Below are 15,858 nucleotides of genomic sequence, written 5' to 3'. Positions count from 1 at the left end.
TCGGCGAATCGGCTCGCGGGCACCCGGCGCGCGGCGCGCAGTTTTGTCCGGGGTGCGGATGGATAATACTGCCAGCCCGTGCCGTCCTGCCGTGATCGGAACCACCATCCCCTGCCCGTGTTCCCTGTCCGCGCCGTCCTCTGCTGCCTGTTGCTGATGCCGCTGGCGGCGAGGGCTGACATCGAGGTGGACGTGCGCGGCGTCGGCGGCGAGATGAAGAGCAACGCCGAGGCCTATCTGACGATCCGCGACGAGGCACATCGCAAGGATCTCGACCAGGCCGCGGTCGAGCATCTGAACCGCCAGGCCGGTCCCGAGCTGCGCGAATCGCTGCGCCCGTTCGGCTACTACAACCCGTTCATCGACATGCGCCTGGAAGGCGCGGCGCCGAACTGGCGGGCGACCTACGTCATCGACCCGGGCCCGCGCACCACGCTGGCGGCGGTCGACATCGAGATCGCCGGCGAGGGGGCCGGCGACTTCGCCGACGAGGAGCGGCGCATGCGCCGGCGCCTCGCCGCCGGCCGGCCGCTGCTGCACAGCGACTACGACGAGGCCAAGGCCGTGCTGTCGAGCGCCGCCTACGCCAAGGGCTACCTCGACGCGCACTACGTGCTGTCGGAGCTGCGCGTGAAACCGTCCGACAACAGCGCCGAAGCGGTGCTGCACTTCGAGACCGGCCCGCAGTACCGTTTCGGCGAGTTCACGGTCGTGCAGCAGGAAGCGCACCCGCTCGACGACGGCTTCCTGCGCCGCTACGTGCCGATCCGGCCGGGCGCCGTCTACGATCCGCAGCAGCTGCTCGACACGCAGTTCGCGCTCGGCGATCTCGGCTACTTCGACAACGTCGAGATCGTGCCCGACCGCGAGGCCGCGGTCGATCATCGCGTGCCGATCATCATCCACACCCTGCCGCGCAAGACGCAGCGCTACGACTTCGGTCTCGGCTACGGCACCGATACCGGGCCGCGCGGCTCGGTCGGCGCCGACTTCCGGCGCCTCAACGATCACGGCCATACCCTGCATCTCGAAACGCAGGTCTCGGCGATCAAGGAGCAGGCGCTCGCCGAATACCGCATCCCGGTCGGCAACAAGGCCGGCGAGCTGTTCTCGATCACCGGCAACATCAGCCAGCAGGACTACGACGCCGGCACCAGTTACCTGCGCGGCATCGGCATCGCGCTGGCGCGCGCGCCCGGCAAGCTGCAGCGCCGCTACTACCTGAAATACCTGCACGAGAACTCGAATCTCGGCGCCGACGACGCCGTGGTCGCCGACCTGCTGATGCCCGGCCTGACGCTCAACCGCGCCGATCTCGACGACAGCATCTACACGCGCCAGGGCTGGTCGCTGTTTGCCGACGTGCACGGCGCCGCCTACAACGTCGCCTCGACCGTCAGCTTCGTGCAGGCGCACGCGATCGCCAAGGCCGCCTGGCCGCTGCTGCGCCGTTCGCGGCTGCTGCTGCGCTACGAGTACGGCGCCAACTGGGTCGAGGATTTCGGGCGCCTGCCGGCTTCGCAGCGTTTCTTCGCCGGCGGCGACGAGTCGGTGCGCGGCTACGGCTATCGGTCGCTCGGGCCCGAGAACGCCGCCGGCCAGATCATCGGCGGCAATTTCCTGACGACCTTCAGCGTCGAGTTCGAGACCGCTGTCTACGGCAACTGGGGCGTCGCCGCGTTCGGCGACGGCGGCGGCGTCGCCAACGACGTCGCCCCGGACCTGCACTACGGCGTCGGCGCCGGCCTGCGCTACCGCTCGCCGGTCGGTTCGATCCGCATCGACCTGGCGCACCCGCTCGATCGCGACGAGTCGCCGGTGCGTCTGCACTTCGGCGTGAGGATCGGCCTGTGAGCGCGGCACTGCGGCACGGCCTGTGGCTGGCGCTGGCGGTCGTGCGCGCCGCGCTCGGCATCGCCCTGGCGCTGCTGGTCGGCACGCTGGTGTTCGTGCTGTTCACCGCGCCGGGCGCGACGCTCGGCCTGCGCGTCGCCGAGCGCCTGACCGGCGGCATGATTCACGCGGAGGGCGTCGACGGCAGCGCCTGGGGACCGCTGCGGCTGGCGCGGCTGTCGATCACGCTCGACAGCGTCGACATCGACATCCGCGACGCCGAGCTCGACGCCGACCTGCTGCAGTTCGCGCGCCGCCGCCTCGACGTCGAACGCCTGCGCGCGGCCAGCGTCGAGATCACCGTCAAGCCGGCGCCGGCCGCGGCGCCGGCCGCGACCGGCGCCGACCAGGGCGCGATCACGCAGCTGCCGTTCGCGCTCGCGGTGCGCGACGCGGCGGTCGGCCGGCTGCGCATCGTCGCCGGCGGCGCGCCGATCGAGATCGACGACATTGCGCTGATCGGCAGCTGGCGCGGTGACCGCGTCGTGCTGCAGCACCTCGCCGCGACCACGCCCTGGGTCGGCCGCGCGCGTCTCGACGGCGTCGCCACCCTGCATCCGGATGCCGTCGAGCTGCAGCCGCTGCACGCGCAGGGCTTCGCGATCGCCCGGCTCGAAGGCCGCTTCGGCTACGGCAGCGACGGCGACCTGCGTCTGCAATGGCAGAAGATCGCCTGGCCGCCGGCCGGCAGCGGCGCTTCGGCGCCGGATGGCGAACTCGCCAGCGCCGGCGGCCAGGCGCACTGGCGCGGCCGCCTCGACGACTACGTCTTCGATCTCGACGGCGCGCTGAGCCTGCCGCGCCTGCCGCTCCAGCTCAGCGCCAGCGGCACCGGCTCGCTCGGCGCCGTGCATCTCGCCAGGCTCGACGTGCAGGCGCTCGGCGGCGAGCTGCACGCCCGCGTCGACGTCGACTGGCGCGACGGCCTGCGCATCGACGGCAGCGGCCGCTTCGCCGGCCTGCGCCCGGAGCGCTATCTCGACGCGCTGCCGGGCCTCGTCAACGGCAGCTTCGAGGCGCGTACCGAGATCGCCGACGGCCGGCCCGACGTGCGCTTCGCGGCGCGTCTCGAACGCTCGACGCTGCGCGGCTACCCGCTCGCCGCCGAGGCGCGCGGTCGCTACGCCGGCGCGGTGCTGAGCTTCGAGACGCTGAAGGCGCAGAGCGGCAGCGTCAAGCTCGACGCGCGCGGCCAGCTGTTGCCGACACTGGACGCGCAGGCCGTCGTCGACGCGCCGCGCCTCGAGGACGCCTGGCCGGGGCTCGCCGGCAGCCTGCACGCCCGCGTGCAGGTGCGCGGCGCCCTGCCGCTGCCGCACGTCGTCGCCGACGCGCGCGCCGCCGGACTCGGCTACGCCGGCCTGCGCGTCGCCGCCGCGACACTGAAGGCCGACGTCGATCCGGCGCGGCAGCTCGACCTCGATCTGGCGCTGCAGGACGGCGACGTCGGCGTGCCGCTGCACACGGCGAGCCTGGCGATCCACGGGCCGGCCGCGGCCCATGACATCGTCGTGCGCGCCGACACCGGGCAGGGCACGGTCGAGCTCGCCGCGCACGGCGCGCTCGATGCCAGGCGGCCGGCCTGGCGCGGCGAGATCCGCAGCGGCCGCATCGCGCCGCCGGAACTTGCGGCGTGGACGCTGCAGCAGCCGGCGGCGCTCAGTGCCGACGCCAGCGACGTGCTGCTCGAACCGATGTGCTGGAACAGCGGCAGCGCGCGCGCCTGCGCCGCCATCAAGCGCAACGGCCGTATCCGCCGCATCGACTTCGGCCTGTCCGACTTCGCGCTCGCCTATCTGCAGCCGCTGCTCGGCGGCGCCAATGTCGACGTCGTGCTGCAGGCCAGCGGCCTCGCCGAGATCGGCCCGCAGGGCCTGCTCGACCTGCGCCTCGACGCCGCCACCGGCGCCGGCCACTGGCAGCTCGGCGGTCTGCCGCCGATCGAGCTGAAGCCGGCGCGCCTGAGCCTCGACGACGACGGCGCCGCCGGCACCCGGCTCGAACTCGATCTGCCGTTTGCGGCCGGCGCCGTGCGCGGCAAGGCGCTGCTGGCGCCGGCCGCGGTGTTCACGGCGCGGCCGCTGAGCGGCACGCTCGACATCGACATGCCCGATCTGTCCTGGCTGCGCCTGGTCAGCGCCGAGATCAACCGCGCCGCCGGCCGCGCCGAGGGTCATTTCGCGCTCGGCGGCACGCTCGCCGATCCCCGCCTGCGGGGCCACGCCGAACTGCGCGACGGCGAGCTCGATCTGGTCACGCCGGGCATCTCGATCCAGCAGATCGGCCTGCGCGCCGATGCCGCCGGCGACGGCATCGTGCGCCTCGACGGCGAGGCCAGCTCGGACGGCGGTGTGGTGCGCGTCAGCGGCGACATCAACCCGCGCGTCGATCCGCTGAAGTTCGATCTGCGCGCGCGCGGCGAAAACTTCCAGGCGCTGAAAACCAGCGACGCGCGCCTGTGGGTGTCGCCGGATCTGCATGCCACGCTCGGCGAGCGGCGCCTGGTCGTCACCGGCACGGTGCTGGTGCCGCGCGCGCAGATCACGCCGAAGTCGCTCGGCGACGGCAGCGTGTCGGCCAGTGCCGACGAGGTCATGGTCGGCGACGACCCGGGCGCGCAGCAGCGCCGCAACCTGCGCATCAGCGCCGACGTCACGCTCAAGCTCGGCGACGACGTGCACTTCGAGGGCTTCGGTTTGAAGTCGCAGCTCAAGGGCGCGGTGCAGGCGCTCGAGGAGCCGGGCGTGGCGACGCGCGCGCGCGGCGAGATCAGCCTCGTCGACGGGCACTACAAGGCCTACGGCCAGGACCTGACGATCGAGACCGGCAAGCTGATCTTCAGCGGCGGGCCGGTCACCGAGCCGGCGCTGGAGGTGCGCGCGACGCGCAAGCCGACCGACGAGATCACCGTCGGCCTCTACGTGCGCGGCACGCTGAGGAAGCCGGACTTCAAGCTGTTCTCGACGCCGACCATGCCGCAGCAGCAGCAGCTCGCCTGGCTGGTGCTCGGCAAGCCGCTGACCGACACCACCAGCACCGACCAGAAGCAGATGGTCGGCGGCGCCGCGACTTCGCTCGGTCTGGTTGGCGGCGAATGGCTGGCGCAGCAGCTCGGCTCGAAGATCGGCATCGACCAGATCAGCGTCGGCGCCAAGCCCGGCCAGACCAACGATCAGGCGATGTTCACGGTCGGCAAGTATCTGACGCCGAAACTGTTCATCAGCTACGGCATCGGCCTGTTCCTGCCCGGCCACACCTTCCGCCTGCAGTACGACATCGGCCGCGGCTTCAAGGTGCGCACCGAGACCGGCATCGAGTCCGGCGGCGACGTGATCTACACCTTCGAGCGCAAGTAGCGACGCACCTGTCTCAGCGCGCCAGCAGGGCGTGGGCGATGCCGGCGCCGCCGAGCGCGATCGCGGCGAGCGCCAGCGCGAAGGCCAGGCGCTCGGTGGCGCCGGGCCGGCGGACGGCGCCGGCGGCGGCGCGGCCGCGGCGGGTCTCGGACTTCTTCAGGGCGTGCAGCGGGGCGGTGCTCATGGCGCATCTCCGGGATCGGCGCCCGGCTTATTCTGCGCATCGCGGCGATCAATAACAGATACATGATCGGAGCTTTCAAAAGATACAGAGCGAGCACAGAATGCGCGCAGATCCGCGCAAGGAGCGCGGCACCAGCCGGAAATGAGCGATGGATGACGTACAGCACGGCGCGCTTGCGATCGACGTTCGCGAGCCGCATTACGCGGCCGTCGCGCAGCAGCTGCTCGCCCAGATCGGCAGCGGCGGGCTGCGCCCGGGCGACCGCCTGCCGTCGGTGCGCGAGCTGGCGCGGCAGACCGGCCGCAGCATCACCACCGTGCTGCGCGCCTACGAGCACCTCGAAGCGCTCGGCGCGATCGGCTCGCGGCCGCGCTCCGGCTACTTCGTCAGCGCCGCGCCCAAGGCCCGGCCGCTGCCGCAGACGCTGCAGGCGCCGAGCGGGCCGCCGAGCCTGATCTCCGGCGAGCTGGTCGCCGATTTCCTGCAGGCGCGCATCGGCGGGTCGCTGCGTTTCGGCGATTCGGTGCCGGAGCCTTCGCTGCTGCCGGTCGCCAGCCTCAACCGCGTCGCCCGCCAGCTGCTGCGCGACGAGCCCGAGCTGGCGATCCCGTATCAGATGTCGCCGGGCTACCAGCGCTTGCGCGAGCAGCTCGCCGGGCGTCTCGCGGCGCTGGGCGCCGAGGTCGCGGCCGATGACATCGTCATCACCACCGGCGGCATGGAGGCGATCAACCTCTGCCTGCGCGCGCTGACCCGCGCCGGCGATACGCTGCTGATGGAGGCGCCGACTTTCTACGGCCTGCTGCAGGCCGCCGAGGAGCACGGCCTGCGCGTCGTCGAGCTGCCGAACGATCCGCTCACCGGCATCGATCCCGACGACCTGCGCCGCGCCGTCGGCCGGCACCGCATCGCCGCCGCGCTGTTCGTGCAGAACTTCAACAACCCGACCGGCAGCCTGATGCCGGACGAGGCCAAGCGCGAGGTGGTGCGCACGCTCAACGCCGCCGGCATTCCGCTGATCGAGGACGACGTCTACGGCGAGCTCGGCTTCGTCGCCGGCCGCGCGACGCCGCTGAAGGTCTACGACGAGGCCGATCTGGTGCTGCATTGCGGCTCGTTCAGCAAGACGCTGTCGCCGGGTTTCCGCGTCGGCGCGATCGCCAGCCGCCGCTACGCGCGCGAGCTGACGCGGCGCAAGTTCACGCTGTCCTGCGCGACCGCCTCGCTGCCGCAGATGATCGTCAGCCGCTACCTGGAAACCGGCGGCTACGAGCGCCACCTGCGCGGCCTGCGCGCCAGCCTCGCGCGTTCGATCGCGCGCATCTCGGAGGCCGTGCTGCAGGCTTTTCCGGACGGCACCAGCGTGTCGCGGCCGCAGGGCGGCTTCGTGCTGTGGATCGAGTTGCCGGGCACGGTCGACGCGGTGCAGATGTTCCGTCGCACCGCGCAGGCCGGCATCGCGATCCGGCCCGGCACGCTGTTCTCGGCGAGCGCGCAGTACGCGCATCACATCCGTCTGAACTGCGCGATGCCGTGGAGCGAGACGGTCGCCGCCGGCATCGCCACGCTCGGCCGCATCGCGCACGCGCTGGCCGCCGGGCGCGGCTGAGCGCGGCCGCCGACGCTAGAGCAGCCGCTCGCGCAGGAAGGCGCCGATGTCGGCGATTTCTTCCTCGCAGACCTCGTGCGCCATCGTGTAGCGGCGCCAGACCACGTCGTAGCCGCGCTCGGCGAGGCCCTGCGCGGTGCTCTCGCCCCAGGCGTAGGGCACGATCGGGTCGTGGCGGCCGTGGGCGATGAAGATCGGCATCTGCCGGCCGGCCGGCGTGGCCTCGGCTTCGAGGTACTCGTGCAGCGGCAGGTAGCAGGACAGTGCGACGAGGCCGGCGAGCGGCGTTTCGAGGCGCAGGCCGGTGTGCAGGGCGATCGCGCCGCCTTGCGAGAAGCCGGCGAGCACGATGCGCGAGGCCGGGATGCCGGCCGCGATCTGGCCGGCGATGTAGCCGCGCACGACCGCCTCCGAGGCGCGGATGCCGTCGGCGTCCTGTTTCTGCGCGGCTGACAGGCCGGCGATGTCGTACCAGGCGCGCATCGGCAGGCCGCCGCTCAGCGTCACCGGGCGCACCGGCGCGTGCGGGAACACGAAGCGGATGCCGGCATCGCGCGGCAGGTCCAGCTCCGGGATGATCGGCACGAAGTCGTTGCCGTCGGCGCCGAGGCCGTGCAGCCAGATCACGGCGGCGCGCGCGCTGCGTTCCGGCTCGAGGATCACTTCGCTGGCGTGGTGCTGGGCGCGCATGGGCCGGATTGTCGACGCTGCGGCGGCGCTCGCCAATGGCCGCGCTGCCGAAGCAGGCTACACTTGCGGCCTGTCGGACCCGCCGCCCATGCCGAAGACGATCGCCCTGCTCTGCGCCGCCCTCCTGTTGTCTGCCTGCGGGCAGACCGGACCGCTGTATCTGCCGGAACAGGGTGCGCCGAAGCACCAGGCCAAGCGCCCGCCGATCAAGGTCGTGCCGGCCGCCGAGTCGGCGCCCGAGGCGCCGTCGCCGCCGCCGGCCGCGGCGCCCGCAGCGCCGTCGGCACCGGATCAGCCGGATGAGCCGGATGCCGCGCCGCGGCGCTAGCACGCCGCGCCTTTTGCGTTTTCATCGTCATCACCGTTTTTTCCCCAGGCCCCTGACTCGTGGACCATTTCGAATACCGCCACGGCGTGCTGCACGCCGAAGAGACGCCCGTCGCCGAACTCGCCGAACGCTACGGCACGCCGCTGTACGTCTATTCGAAGGCCACGCTGCAGCGTCATTTCCACGCGTTCGACGACGCGCTGGCCGGGCTCGATCACTGGGTCTGCTACGCGGTCAAGGCCAATTCCAACCTCGCCGTACTGCAGACGCTGGCGCGGCTCGGCGCCGGCTTCGACATCGTCTCCGGCGGCGAGCTGCAGCGCGTGCTGCGCGCCGGCGGTGATCCGGGCAAGGTCGTGTTCTCCGGCGTCGGCAAGACCGAGGACGAAATCCGCCTGGCGCTGGCGTCCGGCATCTACTGCTTCAACGTCGAGTCCGAGTACGAGCTCGATCTGCTCGACGCGACCGCGCGGCTGATGGGCCAGCGCGCGCGCATCGCCTTGCGCGTCAATCCGGACGTCGACGCCAAGACCCACCCGTACATCTCGACGGGTCTGAAGAACAACAAGTTCGGCGTCGACATCGCCAGCGCCGAGCGCCTGTACCGGCAGGCGGCGACGATGGACGGCATCGAGATCGTCGGCATCGCCAACCACATCGGTTCGCAGCTGCTGCAGGTTTCGCCGTTCCTCGACGCGCTCGACCGCGTGCTGGCGCTGGTCGAGCGCCTGCGCGGGCACGGCATCGTGCTGCGCCACCTCGACGTCGGCGGCGGCCTCGGCGTGCGCTATCGCGACGAGCAGCCGATCGAGCCCTCGCAGTGGGCCGGCGCGCTGCGGCCGAAACTCGAAGCGCTCGGCCTCAGGATCCTGACCGAGCCGGGCCGCGCGATCGCCGGCAACGCCGGCCTGCTCGTCACCCGCGTGCTCGGTCTCAAGGGCGGCGAGGACAAGCGCTTCGCGATCGTCGATGCAGCGATGAACGATCTGCTGCGGCCGACGCTGTATCAGGCCTGGATGGACATCGTGCCGGCGGTCGAGCGCCACGACGCGCCGGCGCAGGTCTACGACATCGTCGGTCCGGTCTGCGAGTCCGGCGACTGGCTCGGCAAGGACCGCCTGCTGACGATCGCGCCGGGCGATCTGCTCGCGGTGCGCACCGCCGGCGCCTACGGCTTCACGATGGCGTCGAACTACAACAGCCGGCCGCGCGCGGCCGAGGTGATGGTCGACGGTGACGCCGCGCACTTGGTGCGCGCGCGCGAGACCTTCGACGATCTCGTGCGCGGCGAGTGCCTGCTGCCGTGAGCGACGCCGCGCGCCAGCCGCTGATCCTGATCGACGGCTCGTCGTGGCTGTTCCGCGCGTTCTTCGCGCTGCCGCCGCTGTCGAATGCGCACGGCGAGCCGACCGGCGCCGTGTACGGCATGGGCAACATGCTGCGGCGCCTGCTCAAGGATTACGCGCCGGAGGAGATCGCCGTCATCTTCGACGCGCCGGGCACCAACTTCCGGCACGAGATTTACGCCGAGTACAAGGCCAACCGCGACGAGACGCCGGCCGAGCTCAAGGCGCAGTACCCGGCGATCGTCGAGATGCTGGAGGCGATGGGCCTGCCGGTGATCGCCGAAGCCGGCGTCGAGGCCGACGACGTCATCGGCACGCTGGCGACGCAGGCCGCGCAGCGCGGCCAGCCGGTGCTGATCGTCACCGGCGACAAGGACATGGCGCAGCTGGTGCACGACGGCGTGCACCTGCTCGACACCATGAAGAACCGCCGCCTCGACCGCGACGCGGTGATCGAACGCTTCGGCGTGCCGCCGGAGCGCATCGTCGACTATCTGGCGCTGATGGGCGACAGCGTCGACAACATTCCCGGCATCGACGGCGTCGGCCCGAAGACGGCGGCGAAGTGGCTCAACGAATACGGCACGCTCGACGACGTCGTCGCCAACGCCGGCCAGATCAAGGGCAAGATCGGCGAGAAGCTGCGCGCCGCGCTCGGCCAGCTGCCGATGGCCAGGGATCTGGCGACGATCCGCTGCGACCTGACGCTGCCGATCCAGGTCGACGCACTCAGGCCGCGCGCGCCGGACGTCGCCAAGCTGGCCGCGATCTACACGCGGCTCGGCTTCGGCCGCTGGATCGACGAGCTGCGCCAGCAGAACGGCGAGCTGCCGCCGGCGCCGGAACGCCAGGAAGTGCCGACCTCCGTGGTCTCGTCGGCGCCCGGAGCGCCCGAGGCGCCGCCGACCGCAGCGCTGACCGACGCGCCGCTGCCGCCGCCGCAGGCGACGGTCGCGACGCTGGTCACCGAAGAGTCGGTGTTCGCGGCGATGCTCGAAAAGCTGCGCACCGCCGAGCTGATCTGCGTCGACACCGAGACCGACAGCCTCGATTCGAACCAGGCGAACCTGGTCGGCATCGCTTTCGCCGTCGAGGCCGGCAGCGGCTGGTACGTGCCGGTCGGCCACGACTATCTCGGCGCGCCGCCGCAGCTGCCGCGCGACTGGGTGCTCGACCAGCTCAGGCCGCTGCTCGAAGACGCGGACAAGCCGAAGCTCGGCCAGCACATCAAGTACGACCTCAACGTCTTCGCGCGCCATGGCGTGAAGGTCGCCGGCGTCGCCCACGACACGATGCTGCAGAGCTACGTGCTCGACGCCGCCGGCAACCGTCACGACATGGACACGCTGGCCGAGAAGTATCTCGGCCACAAGACGATCGCCTTCACCGACATCGCCGGCAAGGGCAAGAACCAGCTGACCTTCAACCAGATCGCGCTCGACGTCGCCGGACATTACTCGGCGGAGGACGCCGACATCACGCTGCGCCTGCACCAGGCGCTGCATCCGCGCCTGATGGCGAGCGCGGCGCTGAACAAGGTCTACGAGACCATCGAGATGCCGCTGGTGCCGGTGCTCGCCGAGATCGAGCAGACCGGCGTCAAGGTCGATGTGCCGCTGCTCGGCAAGATCTCGCTGGAACTGGCCGAGCGCATGGCGGCGCTGCAGCGCGAGGCTTATGCGGAAGCCGGCACCGAGTTCAACCTCGGCTCGCCGAAGCAGCTCGGCGCGATCCTCTACGAACAGCTCAAGCTGCCGGTGCTCGGCAAGACGCCGAAAGGCGAACCCTCGACCGCCGAGGACGTGCTCGAAAGCCTCGCCGCCGAGCACAAGCTGCCGCGCCTGATCCTCGACTGGCGGGCGCTGCAGAAACTGCGCTCGACCTACACCGAGCAGCTGCCGCTCGCGGTCAATCCGCGCACCGGCCGCATTCACACCTCGTACCACCAGGCGGTCGCCGCGACCGGGCGCCTGTCCTCGTCGGACCCGAACCTGCAGAACATCCCGGTGCGCAACGCCGAAGGCCGGCGCATCCGCCAGGCCTTCATCGCCGAGCCCGGCAACGCGCTGGTGTCGATCGACTACTCGCAGATCGAACTGCGCCTGATGGCGCATTTCTCGGCCGATCCGCGCCTGCAGGCGGCGTTCCGCGAAGGGCTCGACATTCACCAGGCGACCGCCGCCGAGGTCTTCGGCCTGCCGCTCGAACAGGTCGGCACCGACCAGCGCCGCGCCGCCAAGGCGATCAACTTCGGCCTGATCTACGGCATGTCGGCGTTCGGCCTGGCGCGCCAGCTCGGCATTGCGCGCGGCGAGGCGCAGGACTACATCGATCGCTTCTTCGGCCGCTATCCGGGCGTCAAGCACTTCATGGACACGACGCGCATGCGCGCGCGCGAGACCGGCTACGTCGAGACCCTGTTCGGCCGCCGCCTGTACCTGCCGAACATCGCCGCCAGCAACCAGGCCCAGCGCCAGTACGCCGAGCGCACCGCGATCAACGCGCCGCTGCAGGGCACCGCCGCCGACCTCATCAAGCTGGCGATGGTCGACGTCGCCCGCTATCTGCAGCGCCGGGCGCCGGACATCCGCATGATCATGCAGGTGCACGACGAACTGGTGTTCGAAGGTCCGGAGGCGCGGCTGCGCGAGCAGGCGCCGCTGATCGCCGCGCGCATGGTGCGCATCGCCCAGCTCGATGTGCCGCTGGTCGCCGATTTCGGCTTCGGTTCCGAGTGGGATTCGGCCCACGCCGCGAGCGGCCACGCAAGTAGCGGAAGCTGAACGAAATTTAGTTCCAGAACCGCGGACTGACCCGAACATCAGCCTCTGCAGACCCTTGATTTCATTGCGGCCCCAGGGCGAATTGCGGCGCCGCAAAAAAAGATCGCACGACGCCATTGAACTTCCCCGGCGGGGGCCACATCTAATCCCCTGAGCGGCGATACTCCCTGTCCCGCTCCCCGCCTCCACTCCCTGGGCGGGTCCGGCATCCCCCCATGGCCGGAAAGCGTGGCCCGGTGGCTTCCCCCAAGTCACCGGGCTTTTTTATTTGTCGAATCCGGTGCTTGGCATTCGCCGCCGGCTTCGCGAAAAAAACTTCGGAACGTGCCGGAACTTTTCCGCGGCGGCCGGCGTCCAATCTTGCGAGTGGGATCACTCCCTGTCCCGCTCCCCGCCTCCACTCCCTGGGCGGGTCCGGCATCCCCAAGCCGGAAAGCATGACCCGATGGCTCCTCCCCTGGCCATCGGGTTTTTTATTGCCCGGACCCCGGACGGAGCGGCCGGCCGCGGCCCGCCGCAGCGGTACGCGGCGCGGCGGGCTGCCTCAGCTCAGATGCAGCTCGGCCGGCAGCCTCAGCTCAGGTGCAGCTCGGCCGGCAGCGCCGGCGCCTTGCGGCGGAAGATCCGGCGGCCGATCCAGCCTTCGATGTCGTCGACGATCTCGTAGACGACCGGCACGACCACCAGGCTCAGCACCGTCGAGGTGATCAGGCCGCCGATCACCGCGGTGGCCATCGGCGCGCGGAAACCGGAATCGGCGCCGCTGATGTTCAGCGCCATCGGCAGCATGCCGGCGACCATCGCCACCGTGGTCATGACGATCGGCCGGGCGCGCTTGTGGCAGGCGTCGATGATCGCGTCGAGGCGCGACAGGCCGCGCTGGTGGCGCGCCGCGATCGCGTACTCGACGAGAAGGATCGAGTTCTTGCTGACGATGCCGATCAGCATCAGCAGGCCGATCAGCGACGCCAGCGACAGGCTCATGCCGCCGAGCACCAGCGCGCCCAGCGCACCGCCGGCGGCGAGCGGCAGCGCCGCGAGCACGGTGACCGGCTGCGCGAAGTCGTGGAACAGCAGCACCATCACGGCGTACACACAGAAGATGCCGGTCAGCATCGCGACCGCGAAATTGCCGAACAGATCGTTCATGAACTCGACGTCGCCGCCTTCGCCGCGCCGCACCTGCGTCGGCAGATGCTGCATCGACGGCAGCGCCTCGACTTGCTTGTTGACCTCTCCGAGCGGACGGCCCTGCAGGTTGACGGTCAGCGTCACGTTGCGCGCGCGGTCGTAGCGGTCGATCTGCGCCGGGCCGCCTTCGATGGCGACGCTGGCGACGTTGCCGAGCGGCACCGGGCCGGCGCTCGAGGCGACGCGCAGCTGGCGGATCGTTTCCAGATCGGTGCGCGCGGCCGGATCGAGCATCGTGCGGATGAAGAGCTGGCGTTCCGGCAGATTCAGTTTCGGCAGGATCACCTCGTAGTCGCCCGAGGTGGCGATGCGCACGGCGTCGCCGATCGCCTCGGCGGTGACGCCGAGTTCGGCGGCGCGCGCGAAGTCCGGGCGGATCACCAGTTCCGGGCGCAGCAGGCTGGCCGACGAGGTGGCGCCACCGAGGCCGTGCAGGGTGCGGATGTCGCGCAGCACCTTCTCGGCGGTGGCCTGCAGCATCTGCGGGTCCTCGCTGGTCAGCTGCACCGTCAGCTGCTGGCCGTTGCCGTTGCCGCCGACCGTGATGCGAGCGCCGGGCAGTTTCGCCAGGCGCTGGCCGATCTCGGTCTCGACTTCCTGCTGCGAGCGCTTGCGGTCCTTCTGCGGCGTCAGCGGAATCAGCAGCGTCGCCGTGGTGACACTGCCGCCGCTCGACACCGTGCTGCCGGCGGTCACGCCGTTGCCGATGATGGTGTAGACGTGGCGGATCTCGGGCAGATCGCGCAGGCGCTGGTAGGCGCTGTCGTTCATCGCCAGCGTCTGCGCCAGTGTCGAACCCGGCGGCGCCTCGATGGTGACGATCGTCAGCGCCTGATCGCCGGCATTGAGGAAGGTCTTCGGCAGCACGACGAACAGTGCGACCGACGCGGCGAAGAACGCTGCCGAGCCGAGGCAGGTCAGCCACGGGTGCTGCAGGCAGGTGCGCACCGCCTTGAGGTAGCGGCGCATGACCCAGCCGTCCTCGTGCTCGTGCTCGGAATCCGCTGCGCCGCTCAGCAGATAGGCGGCCATCATCGGCGTCAGCAGGCGCGCGACGACCAGCGAGGCGAGGATCGCGATCGACGCGGTCCAGCCGAACTGCTTGAAGATCAGGCCCGAAATGCCGGGCATCAGCGCCACCGGCAGGAACACCGAGACCAGCGTCAGCGAGGTCGCGATCACCGCCAGACCGATCTCGTCGGCGGCGTCGAGCGCGGCCTGCTTCGGCGTCTTGCCCATGCGCAGATGGCGCATGATGTTCTCGACTTCGACGATGGCGTCGTCGACGAGGATGCCGATCACCAGCGTCAGCGCCAGCAGCGTGATGGTGTTGAGTGTGTAGCCGGCCCAGTGGATGAAGGCGAAGGTCGGCACCACCGACAGCGGCAGCGCGACCGCCGAGATCAGCGTCGCGCGCCAGTCGCGCAGGAAGATCCAGACGACGATGACGGCGAGGATCGCGCCTTCGAGCAGCGCCTGCATCGAAGCGTGGTACTGATGCTCGATCGGTCCGACCGTGGTGTAGACCTGCTCGAAGTGCACGTGCGGATAGCGTTTGCCGAGTTCTTCGACCTTGGCGATGATCGCCTTCGCGGTGTCGGCCTCGGCCGCGCCGCGCGCGCGGTAGGCGCGGAACGACAGCACCGGCTTGCCGTCGAGGATCGCCGCCTGGCGCGGCTCGGTGGCGGTGTCGCGCACGCGCGCGATCTGGTCGAGGCGCACGCGCCGGCCGTCGGCGAGCGGGAAGCTGTAGCCGCGCAGGTCGTCGGCCGTCTTGACCGTGCCGATCGTGCGCACGGCCTGTTCGAGGCCGCCGAGATCGCCGCGGCCGCCGGGTGCTTCCTGCTGCATGTTGTTGAGCTGGCGCGACACTTCGCCGGCGGTGACGCCGTAGGCCTGCAGCTTGACCGGATCGAGCTCGACGCGGATCTCGCGCGACACGCCGCCGAAGCGCGACACGCTGCCGACGCCCTTGATCGGCATGATCGCCTTGCTGACGATATTGTCGACGAACCACGACAGGTCGGTCGCGTCCATGTTGTCGGCGGTGACCGTGTACGTCGCGATCGAGCCGCCGTTGGTGGTCACGCGGCGGATCGTCGGTTCGAGGATGTCGGCCGGCAGCGCCGAGCGCACGCCGGTGACGGCGTCGCGCACGTCGTCGAGCGCTTCCTGCACGTTCTTCTCGATCTCGAACTCGATGAACGTCGATGAATAGCCGTCGCCGATCGTCGAGGTGACGTGGCGCGCGCCGGGGATGTTGGCGGTGGCGTCCTCGATCTTGCGCGTGACTTCGTTCTCGAGCTGCGACGGCGTCGCGCCCGGCAGCTGCACGTCGACCGTGATGCCGGGGAAATCGAAGTCCGGCATGTTGGCGATCTGCAGCGAGCGGAAGCCGAAGAAGCCGGCGACCGTCGCGAGGAAGAACAGCAGGACCGCCGGCGTCGGCTTGTGGATCGACCAGGCGGAGAAGTTGAT

The 15,858-nt window shown here is 70.7% G+C and carries 9 protein-coding genes; 6 read left to right on the top strand and 3 right to left on the bottom strand.

Translation table 11 applies throughout. The features are described from left to right. Positions 1-117 precede the first annotated feature (117 nt). Entirely contained in the window at positions 118-1,854 is a 1,737-nt protein-coding gene (locus K343_RS0105690; protein WP_154662459.1) for an autotransporter assembly complex protein TamA, read from the top strand. Beyond that, positions 1,851-5,249: a translocation/assembly module TamB domain-containing protein gene (locus K343_RS0105685; protein WP_028007224.1), complete on the top strand. Its 3,399-nt coding sequence runs from the start codon at positions 1,851-1,853 to the stop codon at positions 5,247-5,249. Before K343_RS0105690 ends, K343_RS0105685 begins: the two co-directional genes overlap by 4 nt. A 13-nt stretch (positions 5,250-5,262) precedes the next feature. Here the strand turns inward: K343_RS0105685 and K343_RS24350 are convergent, their stop codons facing one another. Continuing rightward, a complete protein-coding gene (locus K343_RS24350; protein ID WP_154662458.1) occupies positions 5,263-5,433 on the bottom strand; it encodes a hypothetical protein in 171 nt (56 codons plus the stop codon). A 148-nt stretch (positions 5,434-5,581) separates the two neighbouring features. Here K343_RS24350 and K343_RS0105675 point away from each other — a divergent pair, with 148 nt between their 5' ends. Continuing rightward, complete coding sequence (locus K343_RS0105675; protein WP_043112199.1) at positions 5,582-7,042, top strand: aminotransferase-like domain-containing protein; 1,461 nt, start codon at positions 5,582-5,584, stop codon at positions 7,040-7,042. A 15-nt stretch (positions 7,043-7,057) separates the two neighbouring features. On the opposite strand, the gene K343_RS0105670 is transcribed toward K343_RS0105675, so the two are convergent. After that, the gene (locus K343_RS0105670) at positions 7,058-7,732 is read right to left on the bottom strand and encodes an alpha/beta hydrolase (protein ID WP_028007222.1); all 675 of its coding nucleotides are present in this window, start codon (positions 7,730-7,732) and stop codon (positions 7,058-7,060) included. A gap of 88 nt (positions 7,733-7,820) precedes the next feature. Between K343_RS0105670 and lptM the strand changes: the two genes are divergently transcribed. The 3 genes from lptM to polA are packed head-to-tail and all read left to right on the top strand — an operon-like array spanning position 7,821 to position 12,189. Continuing rightward, the gene (gene lptM / locus K343_RS24750; RefSeq protein WP_028007221.1) at positions 7,821-8,060 is read left to right on the top strand and encodes an LPS translocon maturation chaperone LptM; all 240 of its coding nucleotides are present in this window, start codon (positions 7,821-7,823) and stop codon (positions 8,058-8,060) included. A 59-nt stretch (positions 8,061-8,119) separates the two neighbouring features. Further along, positions 8,120-9,367 carry a diaminopimelate decarboxylase gene (lysA, locus tag K343_RS0105660; RefSeq protein ID WP_028007220.1) on the top strand — a complete coding sequence of 416 codons (1,248 nt, stop codon included), beginning with the start codon at positions 8,120-8,122 and terminating at the stop codon, positions 9,365-9,367. Beyond that, positions 9,364-12,189: a DNA polymerase I gene (gene polA, locus K343_RS0105655; RefSeq protein WP_028007219.1), complete on the top strand. Its 2,826-nt coding sequence runs from the start codon at positions 9,364-9,366 to the stop codon at positions 12,187-12,189. Before lysA ends, polA begins: the two co-directional genes overlap by 4 nt. A 573-nt stretch (positions 12,190-12,762) precedes the next feature. Here polA and K343_RS0105650 read toward each other — a convergent pair. Beyond that, positions 12,763-15,858: an efflux RND transporter permease subunit gene (locus tag K343_RS0105650; RefSeq protein ID WP_028007218.1), complete on the bottom strand. Its 3,096-nt coding sequence runs from the start codon at positions 15,856-15,858 to the stop codon at positions 12,763-12,765.

It is taken from the genome of Solimonas flava DSM 18980 (assembly GCF_000426685.1).
GTDB lineage: Bacteria > Pseudomonadota > Gammaproteobacteria > Nevskiales > Nevskiaceae > Solimonas > Solimonas flava.
The sequence above is the reverse complement of the archived record's forward strand: the minus strand, read 5'-3'. Positions and strand labels throughout refer to the sequence as shown.

Excerpts from the sequence above, each read along its gene's own strand:
- K343_RS24350 (WP_154662458.1), bottom strand. The coding sequence starts at position 5,433 with ATGAGCACCGCCCCGCTGCACGCCCTGAAGAAGTCCGAGACCCGCCGC.
- K343_RS0105675 (WP_043112199.1), top strand. The coding sequence starts at position 5,582 with ATGGATGACGTACAGCACGGCGCGCTTGCGATCGACGTTCGCGAGCCG.
- K343_RS0105670 (WP_028007222.1), bottom strand. The coding sequence starts at position 7,732 with ATGCGCGCCCAGCACCACGCCAGCGAAGTGATCCTCGAGCCGGAACGC.
- lptM (WP_028007221.1), top strand. The coding sequence starts at position 7,821 with ATGCCGAAGACGATCGCCCTGCTCTGCGCCGCCCTCCTGTTGTCTGCC.